Source organism: Nonomuraea basaltis (assembly GCF_005893125.1).
GTDB classification, from domain to species: Bacteria; Actinomycetota; Actinomycetes; order Streptosporangiales; family Streptosporangiaceae; genus Nonomuraea; species Nonomuraea basaltis.
Genome location: NZ_VCJS01000075.1, coordinates 1 through 15,365, shown reverse-complemented (window position 1 = coordinate 15,365; position 15,365 = coordinate 1). Strand labels below are relative to the sequence as shown.

The window sequence follows — 15,365 nt, the reverse complement described above, 5'->3', positions numbered from 1 at the left end:
TCTCCGCGCTTTGCGTAGAGATCAACGATGAGACTCGGATTGGGCTGATCCGCATTGAGCTGAAAGCATCATCCGCATGACCCGGATCCTCGCCCACCATGACTTGATCGCCTTACTCGACCCGGACGCCTGCATCGAGGCTTTGCGCGACGGTTTCACCCAGAGCGACGCTGTGGCCGTCCCGGGGCAGCGCATCCGCACCGACCTGCCGTTCCCGGGCACCGCCACCGCGCTGATCCCGGGGCTGCTGCCCAAAATTGACGCCTACACGGTGAAGGTCAACGCCAAGTTCCCCGGAGCCCGGCCCGCTCTGCGCGGGGTCATCTGCCTGCACAGCGGCCAGGACGGCGAGCTGCTCGCGCTGCTCGATTCGGCGACCATCACCGCTTGGCGCACCGGCCTGGCCGCGGCGCTCGGCACCTACGTCCTGGCCCCCGATCCCGGGGAGAAGACCGTCCTCGGCGTCATCGGCGCGGGCGCCCAGGCCGAGCTGATGGTCCTCGGCCTGCGACGGCTTCGTCGCGTGGACGGGCTGGTCGTGCACGACCTCGACCCGGCCCACGCAGCTTCTTTCGCCACCCGCCACCGGGGCCACAGCGTCGGCTCGGCCGCCGAGGTCGCCGCGCACGCCGACATCGTCTTGCTGGCCACGTGGTCGCGCGCCCCGCTGCTCCACCTCGCCGACACCCGGCCCGGACAGCACCTCACTAGCCTGGGCGTCGATGAGCCAGGTAAGCGGGAACTCGCTGGTGACGTGCTGGAGGCCGCTCTGCTCGCCGTTGACGACCGGCCGCTCGCCGCCGCGATGGGCGTGCTCGCCGCGACCGGACTGCCACCGGAGGCGGCTCACGCCACCCTCGGCGAGATCCTGCGCGGCGAGCACCCCGGCCGCACCGACTCCAGCCAGCGCACCGTCTACGCCCCCGTAGGGCTGCCGTGGCAGGACCTTGCCCTGGCCTGGCTCGCCTATCAAGAAGCCGAGCGTCGCGGTCTCGGTCTTGAGGTCGACCTCCTCGGCTCCCCATCTAGGTCAGTGTCGCCCGGGAAAAGTCAAAGGTAGGTCCTGTCGAGTTAGTGGTCGTAGGCGATCAGTGATCGGGTGATGGGTTGGCCGGTGGCGCGGTTGTGCCAGATCGCGGCGGTCATCGCGAGGATGCGCTGGGCGATGCGGGCGCCGACTCCGCGTGGGCTGCGGCCTCCGTGCAGTTCGAGGTCGAGTTGGCCTTTGAGGGTGTCGTTGACCGATTCGATGAGCTGGCGGATCGGTTTGAGGAGCTCCTCACCCGGGCGAGGTGTGCAGTTGCGGTAGGACGGGCGCAGCAGCCGGACGCCTCGTTGAGCCAGGTAGGCGTCCAGTTCGGCGGAGATATATCCCTTGTCGGCGATGATCAGCAGGTGTTGGCGCTCGGTGATCAAGTCGGGATCGTGATCGAGGATGGCCATCAGCACCTGCCGCTCGTCGATCTTCGGGGTAGTCAGGGCCCAGGTGATGGGCAGTCCTGCTGGGGTGCAGATCAGGTGCAGGCGCAGGCCCCAGAAGTAGCGCGAGTGGGAGCGGCAGTAGCCGTAGCCGGCCCAGCCCGCCAGATTTGAGCGTTGGGTAGTGGGACGGGACCGGCCGCATTCGACCGGGGTGGAGTCGATGACCCAGAGCGGATCAGCCCACAGATCGCTGTCTTGGGCCAGGGCCCGGATCGCACGTTTGAGTAGAGGTAGTGCCGCGCGTAGGCGTTTGTTGTAACCGGATTGGCCGGGCAGGTAGGGGAAGGCGCCGGGCAGGTGGCGGGGGACAAACCGCAGCCAGCGGGCCTCCGAGCGCACCCCGAGCAGGGCCTGGGCCACCGCCAGGGTCAGCAGTTCGGCGTCGGTCAATTTCGGTGGACGGCCGATCCGGATCGTTGTGCCGAGCCAGTCATCGATCTCCACATAGAGTGCGGTGAGAAGGGTGTTGAGGTCGTTCGTCACACATCGATCCTCAACACCCGCTGCAGTTCCCGCACCCCCAACGACTTAGGACTTACTCGTCTAGGCGACCAACCCTGAATCCGCGCTCCCGTCATAGACCAGGTGTCCAGGCGGGGGCGCTCCTGTCTGACCGAAACCCCGCCTGGTGTCACTGTGGGTCACGAACGTTCGGGGCATTCGGTCCGACTGAATATTGCTCTTCGCCAGCAACCCATCCTGGCGGTCAACGCCCGCCGCTCCAGCGGCAACCGGACGATCACCCGATATCTCCTACTGAGGGACTGGACGATCAAGCAGGTCTGGGACCAGATCAAGCGATCCAAACTGCGCCCGCACGCCGCCTACTCCTGGGGCATGTCCCGACATGTTGACCGGACTACGGAGCTGCCCCTCCGCGTGTCGAGGACAGCCATAGGGAAGGCGCCGATAGGAAGTCACGCGACCCAAGAGGAGGGATTCGCGTGGCGCTACCGGACGAGCCGGACCGAGACGTCGGCATCATCGAGCTCCCGAGCTGGGGCCGCGTCGTCGCGACCGGCGGTGTCGTGCCGTACGAAGTTCTCGACGACGACGGCCAGCCGATCGAGCCGATCCGGCGCTACCTCCGGGACTTCGTCGCGCAGGGACGCCGGCCCGGCAGCGTACGCAGCTACGCCTACGACTTACTCCGCTGGTGGCGCTGGCTGCGTGCCGTCGACGTCGAGTGGGACCGAGCGACCTCGGCCGAGGTTCGCGACCTGGTGCTCTGGCTGCAACGGGCGACCAAGCAGCGCCGGACAGCGCGGACGACGTCGGCCGCCACAGCGGGGACGATCAACCCGATCACGCGCAAGCTGCACCCGGGCGACCGGTATCAGCCGCGGACGATCCGGCATAGCAACGCCGTCCTGCGTGCCTTCTACGAGTTCTGGATCGAGCGGGGCGCTGGGCCGCTGGTCAACCCGGTACCTTTGCAACGCCGCAGCGGGCAACGGCCAAACGCGCACCACAATCCGCTGCAACCGTTTCGGCCCGAAGGGCGGCTGCGCTACAACCCGCCCGTGCCCAAGCGCCGGCCGCGGGCAATGTCCGACCAGCAGTGGAAGAACTTCTTCGGGGCGTTGGGCTCGGACCGCGACCGGGCGCTGGTCGCGATGGTGATCAGCAACGCGGCTCGTGCTGGCGAAATCCTCGGTCTTCGCAACGGCGACGTGGACTGGGGCGACCAGCTCGTCCGCGTCTACCGCAAGGGTTCCGGCGCCGAGCAGTGGCTGCCCGCCAGCGCCGAGTCGTTCGTCTGGCTCCGGCTCTACCTCGACACCATCGACACGCTGCGCGCAGATGACCCGCTCTGGTGGACCCTGCGCCACCGTCGTCGCGCCGACGGTGAGCTCGTCCGCCAGCCGCTGAACTACGACGCGCTCCGCGCGGTCCTGCGCCGGGTCAACGACCTGCTCGGCACGAACTGGACCATGCACGACCTGCGCCATACGGCGGCCCTGCGGATGCTGCGCGACAAGAACCTGACCCTGCGCGACATCCAGATCATCCTCGGCCACGCGCACCTTTCGACCACACAGCTCTACCTCGAAGAGGACCCCGAGGAAGTCATCCGCCGCGTCCACGAGCACCTCTTGCGGCCCGCTCTCAACGAGCAACCTGCCCCCGCCCCGCCGCCTGGCCGCGCCTACAACGCCGCAGACCTGGCCGTGCTTTTCGGAGACCAACCGCGATGACCACCAATACCAGCGCCGCCAACCCGACTCCCATCACCACGTTCCCGAGTTTCGTCGCCCCGCAGAGCCCGGCTCAGACCTCGCGGCGCCCCGGCCCACTCGACGCCCAGCCCAGCGATGTCGTTCTTCGCCGGATGTCCGAGTTGCGCCTCTGGTCCAGGCTGCCCGATGCCGAGCGGCGCAGCCGCCTCGCCGCCGCCGAACGCCTCTTGTGCTGGCTGCAGAGCCAGCCCGGCGATGGCTGGCAGGCGCGCTGGGATGCCTGCGAGCTGGAACCCGGCGTGCTGAGCTGGGTCGCCGCGGAGGCCGCAGCCCTCGGGCGGTCACCGAAGTCCCTTCGTGGCGAGGTCGTGCTCGGTGTCGCCGGGCTCCTGCTCTGCCGCGTCATCGCGCCGAGCTACGACTTCCTCGTCGCCTACGGCGCGGTTCGCCTATTCGCTGACGTGCGCAGCGAGTTCTCCGCCGTCACGTTCGCCAAGGCCGAAGCTGCCGCTCGCAACCGCGGGATGGTCGGCCGCCAGGTCGCCCAGGTGCTCACCGTCCTGTCGAAGGTCGTGCTGCACACCGGCAAGGACCTTGACCAGCTCGACACCGCTGATCTGCTCGCCTTCCGCTCATGGAACCTCAGCGCCTACGGCCGGCATCAGACCGGACTGCACGGCGCGTGGGACGTCCTGCGCGACATCGGCGTCAGCGACGCCACACAGAGCCTGCGCGCGACCCTCCGGCTCGGCCAGCTCAGCACCGAGGACCTGGTCGCGCAGCGGCGCATCCGGTCCCGGCCGGTCCGAGACCTGCTCATCCGCTACCTCAACGAGCGCCGCCCCAGCATGGACTTCAGCTCCTTCCGCCAGCTCGTCTGCACCCTCGTAGAGACGTTCTGGGCCGACATCGAACGCCACCACCCCGGCATCGACAGCATCGACCTGCCGGACGAGGTCGCCGACGCGTGGAAGAGCCGGATCGCGTTCACCACCCGCAGGGGCGGGCAGAGCCAGCCGCGCAGGGGCCGACTTGAGATCCTCAGCCGCGTCCGCTCGTTCTACCTTGATCTGCAGGAGTGGGCCCACGAAGATCCCTCCTGGGCTCAATGGGCGGTGCGCTGCCCGATTCGCCGCAGCGAACTGGAAGGCGTCTCCAAGCGCAACCACAAGCGGACCGCCGAGATGCACCAGCGCATCCGCGAACGCCTGCCACACCTGCCCACCCTCATCGACGCCGCAGAACGCCACCGCGACGACCAAGCCGACCTCCTCGCCACCGCCCGGCAGACCGCCGTCGGCGAGGACTTCGTGCACAACGGGATCACCTACCGGCGGAGCCGCTACCGGTGGGACACTCGCAGCGAAAGCCAGCACGGCCCCGACGCGGTGCTCGTCGAGAACCTCGCGACCGGCGAGCGTGTCGAACTCCTCCGCCAGGAAGAGAACGCCTTCTGGGCTTGGGCGATCATCGAGACCCTGCGGCACACCGGGGTCCGGATCGAGGAACTGCTGGAGCTGACGCACCTGGCGCTGATTTCCTACCGGCTGCCCGACACCGGCGAAGTCATCCCGCTGCTCCAAATCGTGCCGTCGAAGAGCAACGAGGAACGCCTCCTGCTCGTCGTCCCGGAACTGGCCAGCGTGCTCGCCTCGGTGATCAGCCGGATCAGAGACGAGTCCGGCCGCGTCCCGCTCGCCGCGCGCTACGACCCGCACGAGCGGGTCACCGGCCCGCAGCTACCTCACCTGTTCCAGCGCAAAGTGGGCTGGCGCCGGGAAATCATCAGCACCAAAGTGCTCTACACCCTGCTCAACGACACCATCCAGCGGGCGGGACTCACCGACCGCGCTGGCCAGCCGCTGCGCTACACGCCGCATGACTTCCGCCGGATGTTCGTTACCGACGCCGTCACTGGAGGACTCCCGGTCCACATTGCCGCAAAGATCCTCGGCCACCACAACATCAACACCACGCAGGCGTATCTCGCGGTCTTCCAAGGCGAATTGATCAACAGCTATCGCGCTTTCCTCGACACCCGCCGTTCCGTCCGCCCGGCCGTGGAATACCGCGAGCCCACGGAAGACGAGTGGCAGGAGTTCCAGCAGCACTTCGAGCTGCGCAAGGTCGAGCTCGGAACCTGCGGCCGCCCCTACGGCACACCCTGCGCCCACGAACACGCCTGCGTTCGCTGCCCCATGCTGCGCGTTGAGCCAGCACAACGCCGACGCCTCGAACAGATCGCCCGGAACCTGCGCGACCGCATCGAGGAAGCCCGCATCAACGGCTGGCTCGGCGAAGTCCAAGGACTACAGATCAGTCTCGACGCCGCCGGCCGCAAGCTCGCCGCCCTCGACCGGCTCGCCCGCAGGCAGCCGTCCGCGCCCGTGTCTCTAGGTATGCCGATCATTTCCGGAGAGCGCCGATGACCTGCAAAAGCGGCGCAGCCCGCGAGTTGATCTCCGTAGTTCGGAAAAGTGCTGCTGGCCTGGTGGAACTCACCGCCAGACGCGTTCGCGGCCGCGAGGTCGAGACCGAACACCTTCGCGCACCTGCCCCGCGTCCTGAAGACGGCCGCATCATGATCGCCGCTGGAATTGCCCGCCCGCGCCTTACCTGTTGTTCAGAACGGCCACGACGAGCACTGCCACGAGCGTCCGTTGTACTCGACGACGAACGGGACCGCATGAGGAAGCGGTGCGCCCCACACCCGTTGACCCAACCCACACAGAGCGCTGAGGCCGGTGGTGAGGCTCGCCACATGTCCTATAACGGCGACCGTCTCGCCTGGATGCTCAGCAGCGATCGAGGTGAGCGCAGCCACGATCCGCGTGGTGACCGCATGCCCGTCCTCTCCGTCGGCCACCGCTTCCCTGAGGTCCCCGTCCACGATCCACGAGCGGAGAACGGCCGCCGTGCGTGCTCGAGTCGCGGGATCAATGGCGCCTTCCGAACTGCCAACGCCAACCTCGACAAGATCTTGCATTTGCACGACATCGACCCTGAGCGTTCGCGCCAGGATCTCAGCGGTTTGCCGAGCCCGAACTGCGGTGCTGGCATATATCCGCGTTATTCCCTCGTTGATCAGGCGCTTCGCCGCTTTACCAGCCTGCAGACGTCCCTTTGTAGTCAGACTCGCGAGGGGAAGCGCGCCAGCGGCACCGGCTATGACGTTCTCGGACTCGGGGGTCAGCGAGATTCGGAACGGAATCCGGCGCCAACGGCGTTCCCGCTGGTCAGCGAGCCGAGCTTTCTCTTGCTTGTGAATGCGGCCCGCGCCGGATTCCGTTCGGTTTCATAGCGCGACATTGATCTACCTACTGTCACGATAGGTAGCACTTGGTAACGGTTGTGTTGCTCAGATGACGCTGTGTCTGATGAGTCATACGTTGCGTGCATGCCTGTCGACTTCCCGAGCGACTCAGAAGCGGTTATCTGGACTTTGTCGAGACGATCAGGGGCTTGGCCTGCTGACTTGTGTCGCTGACAGTGTCAGGAAGGCAGCCCGCGACGTCAGGAAGGCAGCCCGCGACGGAGATCGCGCAACTGCCCGAGCGCAACCGCGAGATCGTTGCGGAGCTGGTCGTTGTCCCGACGGAGCTTGCGGTTGGCCTCGCGGAGCGTTCTCACGATGGCTTCGTGGGAACGAGTGCTGATCCGTTGTGACTGAGGAAGGGCCAGGCGGCCCGAGTCAGGTTGCGCCGTGGCGATGCTGCGTAGCCGCTGCAGCAACTGGGCCTGGGTGTCGTCGTAGAGGAAAGTTCGGGATACGCCAGCTTGGGCGGCGACGGCGGCGACGGAGACAGGCCCGCCCTGGCTCTCCAGTTCGTTCAGGACGGCTTCGACACGGGCGATGCAGTCAAGCCGACGGCGTTGGGCGGCCTCTTTCAGGTGTGGAGAGTTGTCAGCCCGCATCGGAGATGTCCTCTGTCGGTTCCTTGTGATCGAGATGGGCGGTGTCCGGTGCGGCTTTTGGCCGTAGTTCGTCGTTTTCGTCGGCGGAGAGACGGGCGATGAGGTGCTCAACGCCAACGGCGATCCGGGCGTTGAGCTCGGCGGTGCGGGCTCGGCCCGCCGCCTCGGCGGTGGCCTGCAATTCGCGGGTCCGGGCGAGGGTGTCGTGGTGGATCGGCAGAAACTGCGGAGCACTTTGGAAGTCTTCGCAGACATAGCAGCCGTCGGCTGCGGTCTTGGGACAGGGCCGGGCGATGTGACGGCCGCACCAGCCGCCAGCGACCGCGTGCAGGCCTGCGTTCACTCACCCGGCCAACTCAACACGTCCACGGCCACCAGCTAGGCATAACGCTACAGATTCACTCGATCACACTATGACATCAGGGGCATAGGCCCACAGACCGTCCTCTGAACCCGATCGGTATCCGGTGAGGATCTCACCGGATTTCGCAGTGGAGCTTCAGGTCAGGGTGGCGCGCGCATCGGGTAGCGAGCGCAGCCCCATCGTGCCCAGCGTGCCGATCAGCACGGCAAGCAACGCGGCCTGTCCGGACAGCACCGTATTCACGATCTCGTAGCCGGGCCGCCCGAAAAGGTCGATCATCATCGGCAGCCGGGCCAGTAGCAGGAGCAGAGCGATGGCCGACAAGGCGAGCGGCCAGGATGGCTCACGCCTGCGGGCAATCGCAACCGCCGCGCCCACGACCAGCGCGACGATCAACATCCCTAGCTCGTCCAGCCATAGATACAGCCATTTCGATTCGCCGAGCCGCAGCCAATACCACCCCACCGCGACCCAGCCCAGCACCATCAGAGCCGCGGCGAGCGGCGACAGAGTGAGCCGCCATGATCGGCGCAGTGGTGCAACGTCGCGATGAAAGCCCAGCAGGAGCGCGATCACCGGCACTATCGAGATTAACGCGTTGGCCACCTCCTCCAGCGGACGCATCATCCCGGCGGGGCCGGGCATATGCAGCGGAATCGCGAAATAGACCAGTGTGGGTGTCGTGCTGAGCAGCGCCGCGGTTTTCGCCAGGCGTGGGCTGCCTCGCATGATCGCCATGAAGGCCACGGCGGAGCAGGCGGCGGCCCCCGTTTCGCCGATGCTGAGCCCGGGCCCGACCGGGTACCGGTCATCGGCCGACGCGAGTGCGCGGATCAGCATCACCATGTTGATGGCTGCGTTCATCATCTGATAGGCCAACCCCAGCAGCGCGACGAGCCGGACCGTCTCGCCCCATGCGAAGGCGCGGGGTGAGGCGCCCTCAGCGCCGAATCGCACTCGTACCGACAGTGCTAGGACGCTGGCGATCTCGCCCCAGCCTGGGCGCGAGCCCACGCTGGGCGCGTCGCCGGACATCTCCATGAACGCGGCCACCATCTCCTCTTCGCGTCCGGCGCGGTAGGAGGCGGGCAATAGGCGCAGAACGTTGCGATAACGCTGTTCGAGCAGGTTCACGCGGCACCTCCGGCGAACGCGCTCGTTGGGGCGGCTCCACCAGAGCGCCTGGCGCGCAGGCGGGCTGTAGCGGCGCTGACATTGGCGGCCAGCCTGGCGGTCTCTTCCTGGAGCGTGTGGGCGCCCTTGTCGGTCAGCCGGTAGTAACGCCGCAGCCGCCCTTGCTGCACCTCCTCGCGGTCGAGCGCGATCAGCCCCTCGGCTGAGAGTCGATCGAGCACGCCGTACAAGGTCCCGATCTTGAGTTGGATGCGTCCCTGTGACAGGTTATTGACCTCCTGGGCGACTCCGTAGCCGTGACGTGGCTCGTCCACCAGTGCGGTTAGGGCCAAGAACATGGGTTCCGTAATGTTCACAAGTCTGATATATCATGTCTCTCAATGTATAGTGGCAACGATGTCGAAAAATTTGAGAGATCACAAGATCGCCCGGTTTTACGGTAGAAAGCCCCTGTCGGGGTCACGGCTGGCGGTGGGCGTGCTGACGGTCGGGTTGTGCGGATGTTCGGTCTTGTCCGGCGGCGGACTCCCATCTGGCAGGAGTGGCCAACCTGCCCCGAGCCACGTGTCCGCCCCGTCCTCACCGACAGCGGCCGCGACGCTGTCGCCGCGCGCGGTCAACGTCTCAGCGCTTAAGCGCATCCCGGCTAAGCCCGCATTGTGCCGTCAGCCGCCGCGCCGCGTTAACCACTTCCGTGCTCCCATGAAGAGGTCGAGTTGGAAGATGCTCGCTGTTGACAACGATGACACCTACAGCAGCCCGAAACAGGTGTCGGTCGCCGCTGACGGGACGCTTTGGGCCCTCTACGACAAGTTTTCATCCGATGGTGTCGCGGTGGACCGTCTACGCCGCTGGAACGGTGAGGCTTGGCAGACGTTCGACGTCCCCCCATCTCCCATCATGTCGACCGAACAGTTCTACGGTGAGTCCCCGGTCGACATCGCGATGGTTGTAACGTCGGCGCAGCAGGTACACGTCTTCAACGTCGTGGAGTACCCTCGGGACAGCCCATTGACGGTCACCCTTGGAACAGTCGTCCACACCTTCAACGCGGGTCGTTGGCGCAGTGACATCCTGTCGGGCACCCACTCCACCCATGTCAACGACTCGTGGGGCGATCCGGTGTCCGCCGACGGGTCCTGGGTCAGGCTGTTCGGGCGCGTACTGCGCTGGGATGGATCGTCATGGCAGTTGCACACCTTGACGACCCCCGACCCGGACTTTCCCACTGATGGCACGGCGGTATTCAGCGACGATGAGGCTGAACCGTGGGCTGTTGTGTCGTGGGCCAAAGTGCTGCGCCGGGAGAGTTCCGGCTGGCGGGAAATTGGCTTGCCCGCACCCGGCCTGCCATCTCCCCGCGAATTTCCGGGTTACGAAATCACCTACACCCTTGAGCACATCCGGGATGTGGTAGCCCTGGATGCCGATGACGTATGGGCGGTCGGTGAGGTGGGCATGTCGAACGAAGAGCATGAGGGGAACGGACCGATACGTTCGCTGGCCCTGCATTGGGATGGGGACTCATGGAGCTGTCACTGGGGCCCGAAGAATGATCTTTCCCTCGAAGGTGCCGAACCTGATCTCGAACATGCCGAACCTGATGGTGCCGGCGGCATGTGGGTAACAGGCCACCATCAGCTCAGATGCCCTTGGTGCTTTATGTCCAGAACGGAACTGTTGCATCTGTCGGAGGGCCGCTGGACACGCGAACAGCTACCCGTCCCGGACGGCTGCAAGGCAGAAGTGACTGCTCTCGTTCAGCGTCCCGCTTCTCAAGAGGTCTACGCGGTGGGCAACATTTACAGCCCAGACGGTGGCAAGGAAACCTGCCGAGATTTCCCCGCTCAGCGTGCCGCCATATGGCGAACTGGATGATCAGTTCCGGCCTTGCCGGTATGGCATCCGATGCACTTGCGGATCGTCCGGGACCGATCGCCGGTGATCTGCGTGAGCGTTGCGCACCAGCATAGGGACAACATCTTCACCCGGGCATAGCTGACAGCAATGCGGACAGGCGTCGCGCCGGCGGTGAAACCCTTCCAGCTCGGGGCGGTGTCTCGAAGCTGGCCTGGCCGGTGTCCAGCCCGGCCTGGTAGATGGCCAGCACCTGATCGGCGTCGGCCGCGCACATTGGCTAGCCGAACATGATCACTCATGGCTTGACCCTACGAGCTTGCACCGATTCGGCGAACCTCCAGAGGAGGATCAAGCTCTTAGTCCGGAAAAGGCTCTCGTGCTCACTGTGCGTCCTCGGGTCCATGGACGACCTGCTGCTGGCCGCGGCCCTGCGTCCGCAGCTGGCCGCCGACTACCACCAGGCGGAGATCGAGCTCGGCCACCGCTTCACCCACAAGCTGTCCATGGGCGAGATCCTCACCGGTCTGCATGCCGCCCGCCTCGAAGTCGCCGGCGATCCCGCCGCCGCCGACGCCAAGCTGCAGCTCTGGAAGATGGCCCGCGACCACATCGCGGCCGACCGCGCCCAAGCCGTGCTCGACAAGGACGTCCAACCGTGGAGCGCGCAGCAGATCAATGATCGGGCGACCGCCCACACCGGCAACATCCTCGCCTCCGCACGCCGGGCGCTGGACCGGGTCGCGCGCATCCCCTCCCAGGAGCTCCGCCAGCTCCAGCCGCCGACCGCGAGGCCGCCCGAGCGGCGTGATGGCCGCGGAACCGGCTTGACGACCTGCCTTTCGTGATCTTCCTCATCCGCGGTCGGATTTGTGGAACCCGGGACCCGAATCCGTGCGTGGCCGGTCGCCGCGGCGAGCCTTTCCCATCCCGGGTCCAGCACTGGCGACCAATACCGGCCATAGGTTGATCTTGGGGACTCTCACCTGGGAACGAGCGCAGCACCGAGATAGCCGAACACGACCTCGGCTTCCGAGATGCACCAATCTCGGAAGTGGCCTGCAGGACGGACTTCTGAGATTGTGCTGTTCACGCCCTCGGAAGGGCCGCATTCCACTTCCGAGATTACGAAGCAACATCGATGAGTCGAAGACTCGCTCAATGCAGCCGCGGAGACACGTCGCGCAGCTCGCCCGGTGGGTAGATCGCGTCGCCGAGAGCAGTCACGGCGTGATCCTCCCAGCTGCGGACGTCGTAAAACCGTTCGGTATCACGGATTCTCAGGATCGAGTCCTTGTCCGCGTCGCTCGTGAGCGTAATGGCGGTCGCGTAATGGCGCCCGGCGAGGTCCCGGTAGTCGAGCAGAAGCTGCGCCGCTGGGCCAAACCCCCAATCTGGCGGAACTTCAGCGTCTGTTCGTCTCCGACAGCCAGGGCGCCGAGCGGCCCTTGATCAGGGTTGCGGCGAGGGGCGCCTTCCGCATGGGGCGCATCAAGTTGCGCACGCACGTGGATGGCGGGTCCGCGTCCAGCATTGCGGATGCGGACGATGATGGTCGGCCCGTCGTAGCTGAGAGGCGGGTCCGGCGTCGTGGTGCTGGGCACGGCGGGCAGCAGCACTGGACGCCACTGGGCCCGCAGGTCCGCCGCGCTCTGTTGCGCAAGTTCGCGCGTACGTGCAGCCAGTCTGACGGTGAATCCGGCGAGGCTCAGAGTGCCGAGCGCGACCACCGCGTCCCACCCCCAAGTCCACGCATCCAGGTTCTCCAGAGGGGTCGCCGTCGCTGTGGGGTCGAGCTTCATCCGATGCCTCCTTTCCACCCGATCACTATGCGTATCCAACAACTACTCTATGTACTTGCCGCCGACAGCGTCCGCCCCGCTCAAGGCCTTGAGGATTCGATCTTGGCCGGAATTGGTCGCCAGTGGCCGTACCCGTGGCAGAGATGCAGCGCTATTTGGCGGTAAAACAACTTATCCCCTGACAGCTGAATCAATTACTGTCGGCACGAGAGTTCAAGAGTGGCGGCCAGCAGGATCCGAGGTCAAAGGCCTTATATGAACACGTGCGCGGCCATGTACGGCGGTTTGTGCGGGCGCTCAGGCAGGATGATCGGTGTGAACAACATCACGCGGGGTTTGTCCCGTGTTCTCGTGGGTTTGATCGTGACAGCCGGTGTGCTGACGGTCTCCCCAGCCACGGCTCACGCGGCCGACGACAATCTGGTGGCCGCCTACGGGATGGAAGAGGAGCAGGGCGGCGCCGTACTCGACATGTCCGGCAACGGTCACGACGGCAACGTGAAGGACCCGCTGCGGGTCAACGGAAAGATCGGAAAGGCGCTCCGCTTCGACAACGCCCAGGACCTGGACCGGGTCCTGGTCATCCCGGACGCTCCCGAGCTGAGCCCGTCGTCGGCGATGACGCTGGAAGCCTGGGTGCAATCGGCCGACGATCGGCCCGACTGCCTGATCGCCGCCAAGATGATCGATCAGACGGACTTCTCCGCCGGCATCAGCATGACCAACTCGGGCTTCCGCATCGGCGGCGAGTTCCAGGGGACGTATCACGGCCCGCTCCCGGCCGGCGAATGGTTCCATCTGGCGGTGGTCTCCGACGGCGCGCGGACGCGCCTGGTCGTCAACGGCAACGAGGAGTTCTCCGCACCGGTGTCGGGAAATATCGACAGCGGCTCGGGCCTGCTGGTGATCGGCGGGCAGGGCGATCTGACCTCCTGTTTCGCCGGCATCGTGGACGAAGTGCGGCTGTACGCGCGGGCGCTGACGAACGAGGAGATCGCGCGGGACATGGTCACGGCGATCGCGCAGGACGCGCGCCCGTCGGCCCCTGCGGACCTCACCGCCGACGTCAGCACCGGCGTGGCCCAGCTGTCCTGGGGCGCGGCCACGGACGACAAGGGCGTGACCGGTTACGAGATCCACCGCGACACCTCGCCGGACTTCGAGCCGTCGGACCGCACGAAGGTGGCCAAGGTGACCGGGCTCTCCTACACCGACGCCTGCGTCGAACGCGGGTGGACCTACTACTACCGGGTGGTGGCGGTGGACGCCCTCCCGCAGTACGGGCCGCCGAGCGACCTCGTCTCCGCCAAGGCCGAAGATCCCGATTGCCCGCCGACGGCCCCCAAAGTGACGGTCTACCCGCGAAAGGGCTGGGCCGAGCTGCGGCTGGGAGGTGGCTACGACGAACACGGCATCAGCGACCTCCAGGTGCACCGCTCCACGCGACCGGACTTCACCCCGAGCGCGGAGACGCTGGTGGCCAGGTTCGACCGCTGGGTATCCCAGGTCTACGATTCCGTGCCTGCGGCCGGGACCTTCTACTACCGGACGCTGGTCGTCGACACCGCCGGCCAGCCCAGCGAGCCCTCGCCGGTGACCAAGTCCGACATCTCCGCGCCGCCAGACCTGCAGACCACGATCGCCGGGGCGTACGCCATGAACGAAGGCACGGGCAAGGAGGTCGCCGACACCTCGGGCAAGGAACGGCACGGTTCGATATGGGGACCCGACATCACCTGGGCCGAGGGGAAGCACGGCAAGGCGCTGGCCTTCCGCGGTCAGGGTGCGCACGTCCACGTCTGGCCCCACCCCGCCACCGGTGCGGGGACGATCTCAGCGTGGGTGAAGCCGACGGTGGCCGGGCTCCGTCTGCCCGTGCTGAGCTGGCAGCTCAACGGTGGCGAGAAGACGCTGGGCATCCTCACGTCGCTGAATTCCAGCTATCCGACGCCGGCGGCGATGCTGGACAGGCGTCTGGTGTGGACCACGTACGCCATTGCGGAGAAACCGCTCCCCCTCGGCGAGTGGAGTCACCTCGCGGCCTCGTACGACGACGGTACGGTGCGTCTGTTCGTCAACGGCGAGCTCGTCGCGGAGGGGTTCTACACGGTCCAGTTCGCCGATACCGGCAACCTCAAGATCGGCACCATGGACTACGACCTGCAGGGGACGGTGATCGACGAGGTGCGCTCCTACGACGCCGCCCTGTCCCCCGCGCAGATCAAGACCATCATGAACACCCCAATCGGCTGACAGATTTGGACAGGCCGATCGACAGTGGCCGGGACTCGGGTGAGTCCCGGCCCGCCTGTTCCCTGGACCGGCCTGCTCCCTGGACCGGCCTGCGACCTCGTGAGATCGCCGTCGGCCGGCCTCCGCTCTTGACCAGGCGCATGCCCACGCAGGCCCCGATCCCGGTGATCTTGTGACGCGTCTTGACCCGCGTCGCTTCCGAAGTGGGGAGCCCATGGAGTCGCTATGCCCCAGGTGACGACCACTCTCTGCCTCGATAGTTCACGCGTTCTGGTGGCTTCGCCGAGCGTGATGGCTGAGTGATTTATTGATCTTCATCTGCGGTTTCGGGCAGGCACCCGCGTCGGCGGTCACGCCGATGGTGCCGGTTCCACGAGC

At 66.3% G+C, this 15,365-nt stretch carries 13 protein-coding genes; 6 read left to right on the top strand and 7 right to left on the bottom strand.

All coding sequences use genetic code 11. The annotated features are described in order from the left end of the window. The first annotated feature begins 76 nt into the window (after positions 1-76). The gene (locus tag EJK15_RS31255; protein ID WP_138714076.1) at positions 77-1,060 is read left to right on the top strand and encodes an ornithine cyclodeaminase family protein; all 984 of its coding nucleotides are present in this window, start codon (positions 77-79) and stop codon (positions 1,058-1,060) included. 11 nt (positions 1,061-1,071) lie between these two features. On the opposite strand, the gene EJK15_RS31250 is transcribed toward EJK15_RS31255, so the two are convergent. Beyond that, positions 1,072-1,965 carry an IS982 family transposase gene (locus tag EJK15_RS31250; protein ID WP_138714075.1) on the bottom strand — a complete coding sequence of 298 codons (894 nt, stop codon included), beginning with the start codon at positions 1,963-1,965 and terminating at the stop codon, positions 1,072-1,074. A gap of 461 nt (positions 1,966-2,426) precedes the next feature. Between EJK15_RS31250 and EJK15_RS31245 the strand changes: the two genes are divergently transcribed. Next, the gene (locus tag EJK15_RS31245) at positions 2,427-3,680 is read left to right on the top strand and encodes a tyrosine-type recombinase/integrase (RefSeq protein WP_138714074.1); all 1,254 of its coding nucleotides are present in this window, start codon (positions 2,427-2,429) and stop codon (positions 3,678-3,680) included. Then, positions 3,677-6,091: a site-specific integrase gene (locus tag EJK15_RS31240; protein ID WP_138714073.1), complete on the top strand. Its 2,415-nt coding sequence runs from the start codon at positions 3,677-3,679 to the stop codon at positions 6,089-6,091. The genes EJK15_RS31245 and EJK15_RS31240 overlap by 4 nt, the downstream gene beginning before the upstream one ends. A gap of 194 nt (positions 6,092-6,285) precedes the next feature. Here the strand turns inward: EJK15_RS31240 and EJK15_RS77740 are convergent, their stop codons facing one another. From EJK15_RS77740 to EJK15_RS31215, 5 genes are all read right to left on the bottom strand, one after another. Further along, positions 6,286-6,747 (bottom strand): histidine phosphatase family protein, encoded by a 462-nt coding sequence (locus EJK15_RS77740; protein WP_420847109.1) that lies wholly within the window; start codon positions 6,745-6,747, stop codon positions 6,286-6,288. Positions 6,748-7,175: 428 nt separating this feature from the next. Continuing rightward, positions 7,176-7,577 carry a DUF6262 family protein gene (locus EJK15_RS31230; protein WP_138714072.1) on the bottom strand — a complete coding sequence of 134 codons (402 nt, stop codon included), beginning with the start codon at positions 7,575-7,577 and terminating at the stop codon, positions 7,176-7,178. Next, positions 7,567-7,920 (bottom strand): hypothetical protein, encoded by a 354-nt coding sequence (locus tag EJK15_RS31225; protein WP_206061194.1) that lies wholly within the window; start codon positions 7,918-7,920, stop codon positions 7,567-7,569. Before EJK15_RS31225 ends, EJK15_RS31230 begins: the two co-directional genes overlap by 11 nt. Before the next feature lie 156 nt (positions 7,921-8,076). After that, positions 8,077-9,075 carry a hypothetical protein gene (locus EJK15_RS31220; protein ID WP_138714071.1) on the bottom strand — a complete coding sequence of 333 codons (999 nt, stop codon included), beginning with the start codon at positions 9,073-9,075 and terminating at the stop codon, positions 8,077-8,079. Further along, positions 9,072-9,413: a PadR family transcriptional regulator gene (locus EJK15_RS31215; protein ID WP_240777335.1), complete on the bottom strand. Its 342-nt coding sequence runs from the start codon at positions 9,411-9,413 to the stop codon at positions 9,072-9,074. The genes EJK15_RS31220 and EJK15_RS31215 overlap by 4 nt, the downstream gene beginning before the upstream one ends. Before the next feature lie 385 nt (positions 9,414-9,798). Between EJK15_RS31215 and EJK15_RS31210 the strand changes: the two genes are divergently transcribed. Together EJK15_RS31210 and EJK15_RS31200 are read left to right on the top strand one after the other, a co-directional pair. Continuing rightward, positions 9,799-10,953 carry a hypothetical protein gene (locus tag EJK15_RS31210; RefSeq protein ID WP_138714070.1) on the top strand — a complete coding sequence of 385 codons (1,155 nt, stop codon included), beginning with the start codon at positions 9,799-9,801 and terminating at the stop codon, positions 10,951-10,953. Positions 10,954-11,336: 383 nt separating this feature from the next. Further along, positions 11,337-11,780: a hypothetical protein gene (locus EJK15_RS31200; protein WP_138714069.1), complete on the top strand. Its 444-nt coding sequence runs from the start codon at positions 11,337-11,339 to the stop codon at positions 11,778-11,780. 432 nt (positions 11,781-12,212) lie between these two features. On the opposite strand, the gene EJK15_RS31195 is transcribed toward EJK15_RS31200, so the two are convergent. Further along, positions 12,213-12,734, bottom strand: a complete 522-nt coding sequence (locus tag EJK15_RS31195) for a hypothetical protein (protein ID WP_138714068.1) — start codon at positions 12,732-12,734, stop codon at positions 12,213-12,215. A 351-nt stretch (positions 12,735-13,085) separates the two neighbouring features. On the opposite strand from EJK15_RS31195, the gene EJK15_RS31190 reads away from it, so the two are divergent. Continuing rightward, positions 13,086-14,987, top strand: coding sequence for a LamG-like jellyroll fold domain-containing protein (locus EJK15_RS31190; protein ID WP_171074634.1), 1,902 nt, complete (start codon positions 13,086-13,088; stop codon positions 14,985-14,987). Positions 14,988-15,365 lie beyond the last annotated feature (378 nt).

What these genes read in the sequence shown, in the direction of transcription:
- EJK15_RS31255 (WP_138714076.1), top strand. Translation starts at nt 77, where the DNA reads ATGACCCGGATCCTCGCCCACCATGACTTGATCGCCTTACTCGACCCG.
- EJK15_RS31240 (WP_138714073.1), top strand. Translation starts at nt 3,677, where the DNA reads ATGACCACCAATACCAGCGCCGCCAACCCGACTCCCATCACCACGTTC.
- EJK15_RS31230 (WP_138714072.1), bottom strand. Translation starts at nt 7,577, where the DNA reads ATGCGGGCTGACAACTCTCCACACCTGAAAGAGGCCGCCCAACGCCGT.
- EJK15_RS31215 (WP_240777335.1), bottom strand. Translation starts at nt 9,413, where the DNA reads ATGTTCTTGGCCCTAACCGCACTGGTGGACGAGCCACGTCACGGCTAC.
- EJK15_RS31210 (WP_138714070.1), top strand. Translation starts at nt 9,799, where the DNA reads ATGCTCGCTGTTGACAACGATGACACCTACAGCAGCCCGAAACAGGTG.
- EJK15_RS31200 (WP_138714069.1), top strand. Translation starts at nt 11,337, where the DNA reads ATGGACGACCTGCTGCTGGCCGCGGCCCTGCGTCCGCAGCTGGCCGCC.
- EJK15_RS31195 (WP_138714068.1), bottom strand. Translation starts at nt 12,734, where the DNA reads ATGAAGCTCGACCCCACAGCGACGGCGACCCCTCTGGAGAACCTGGAT.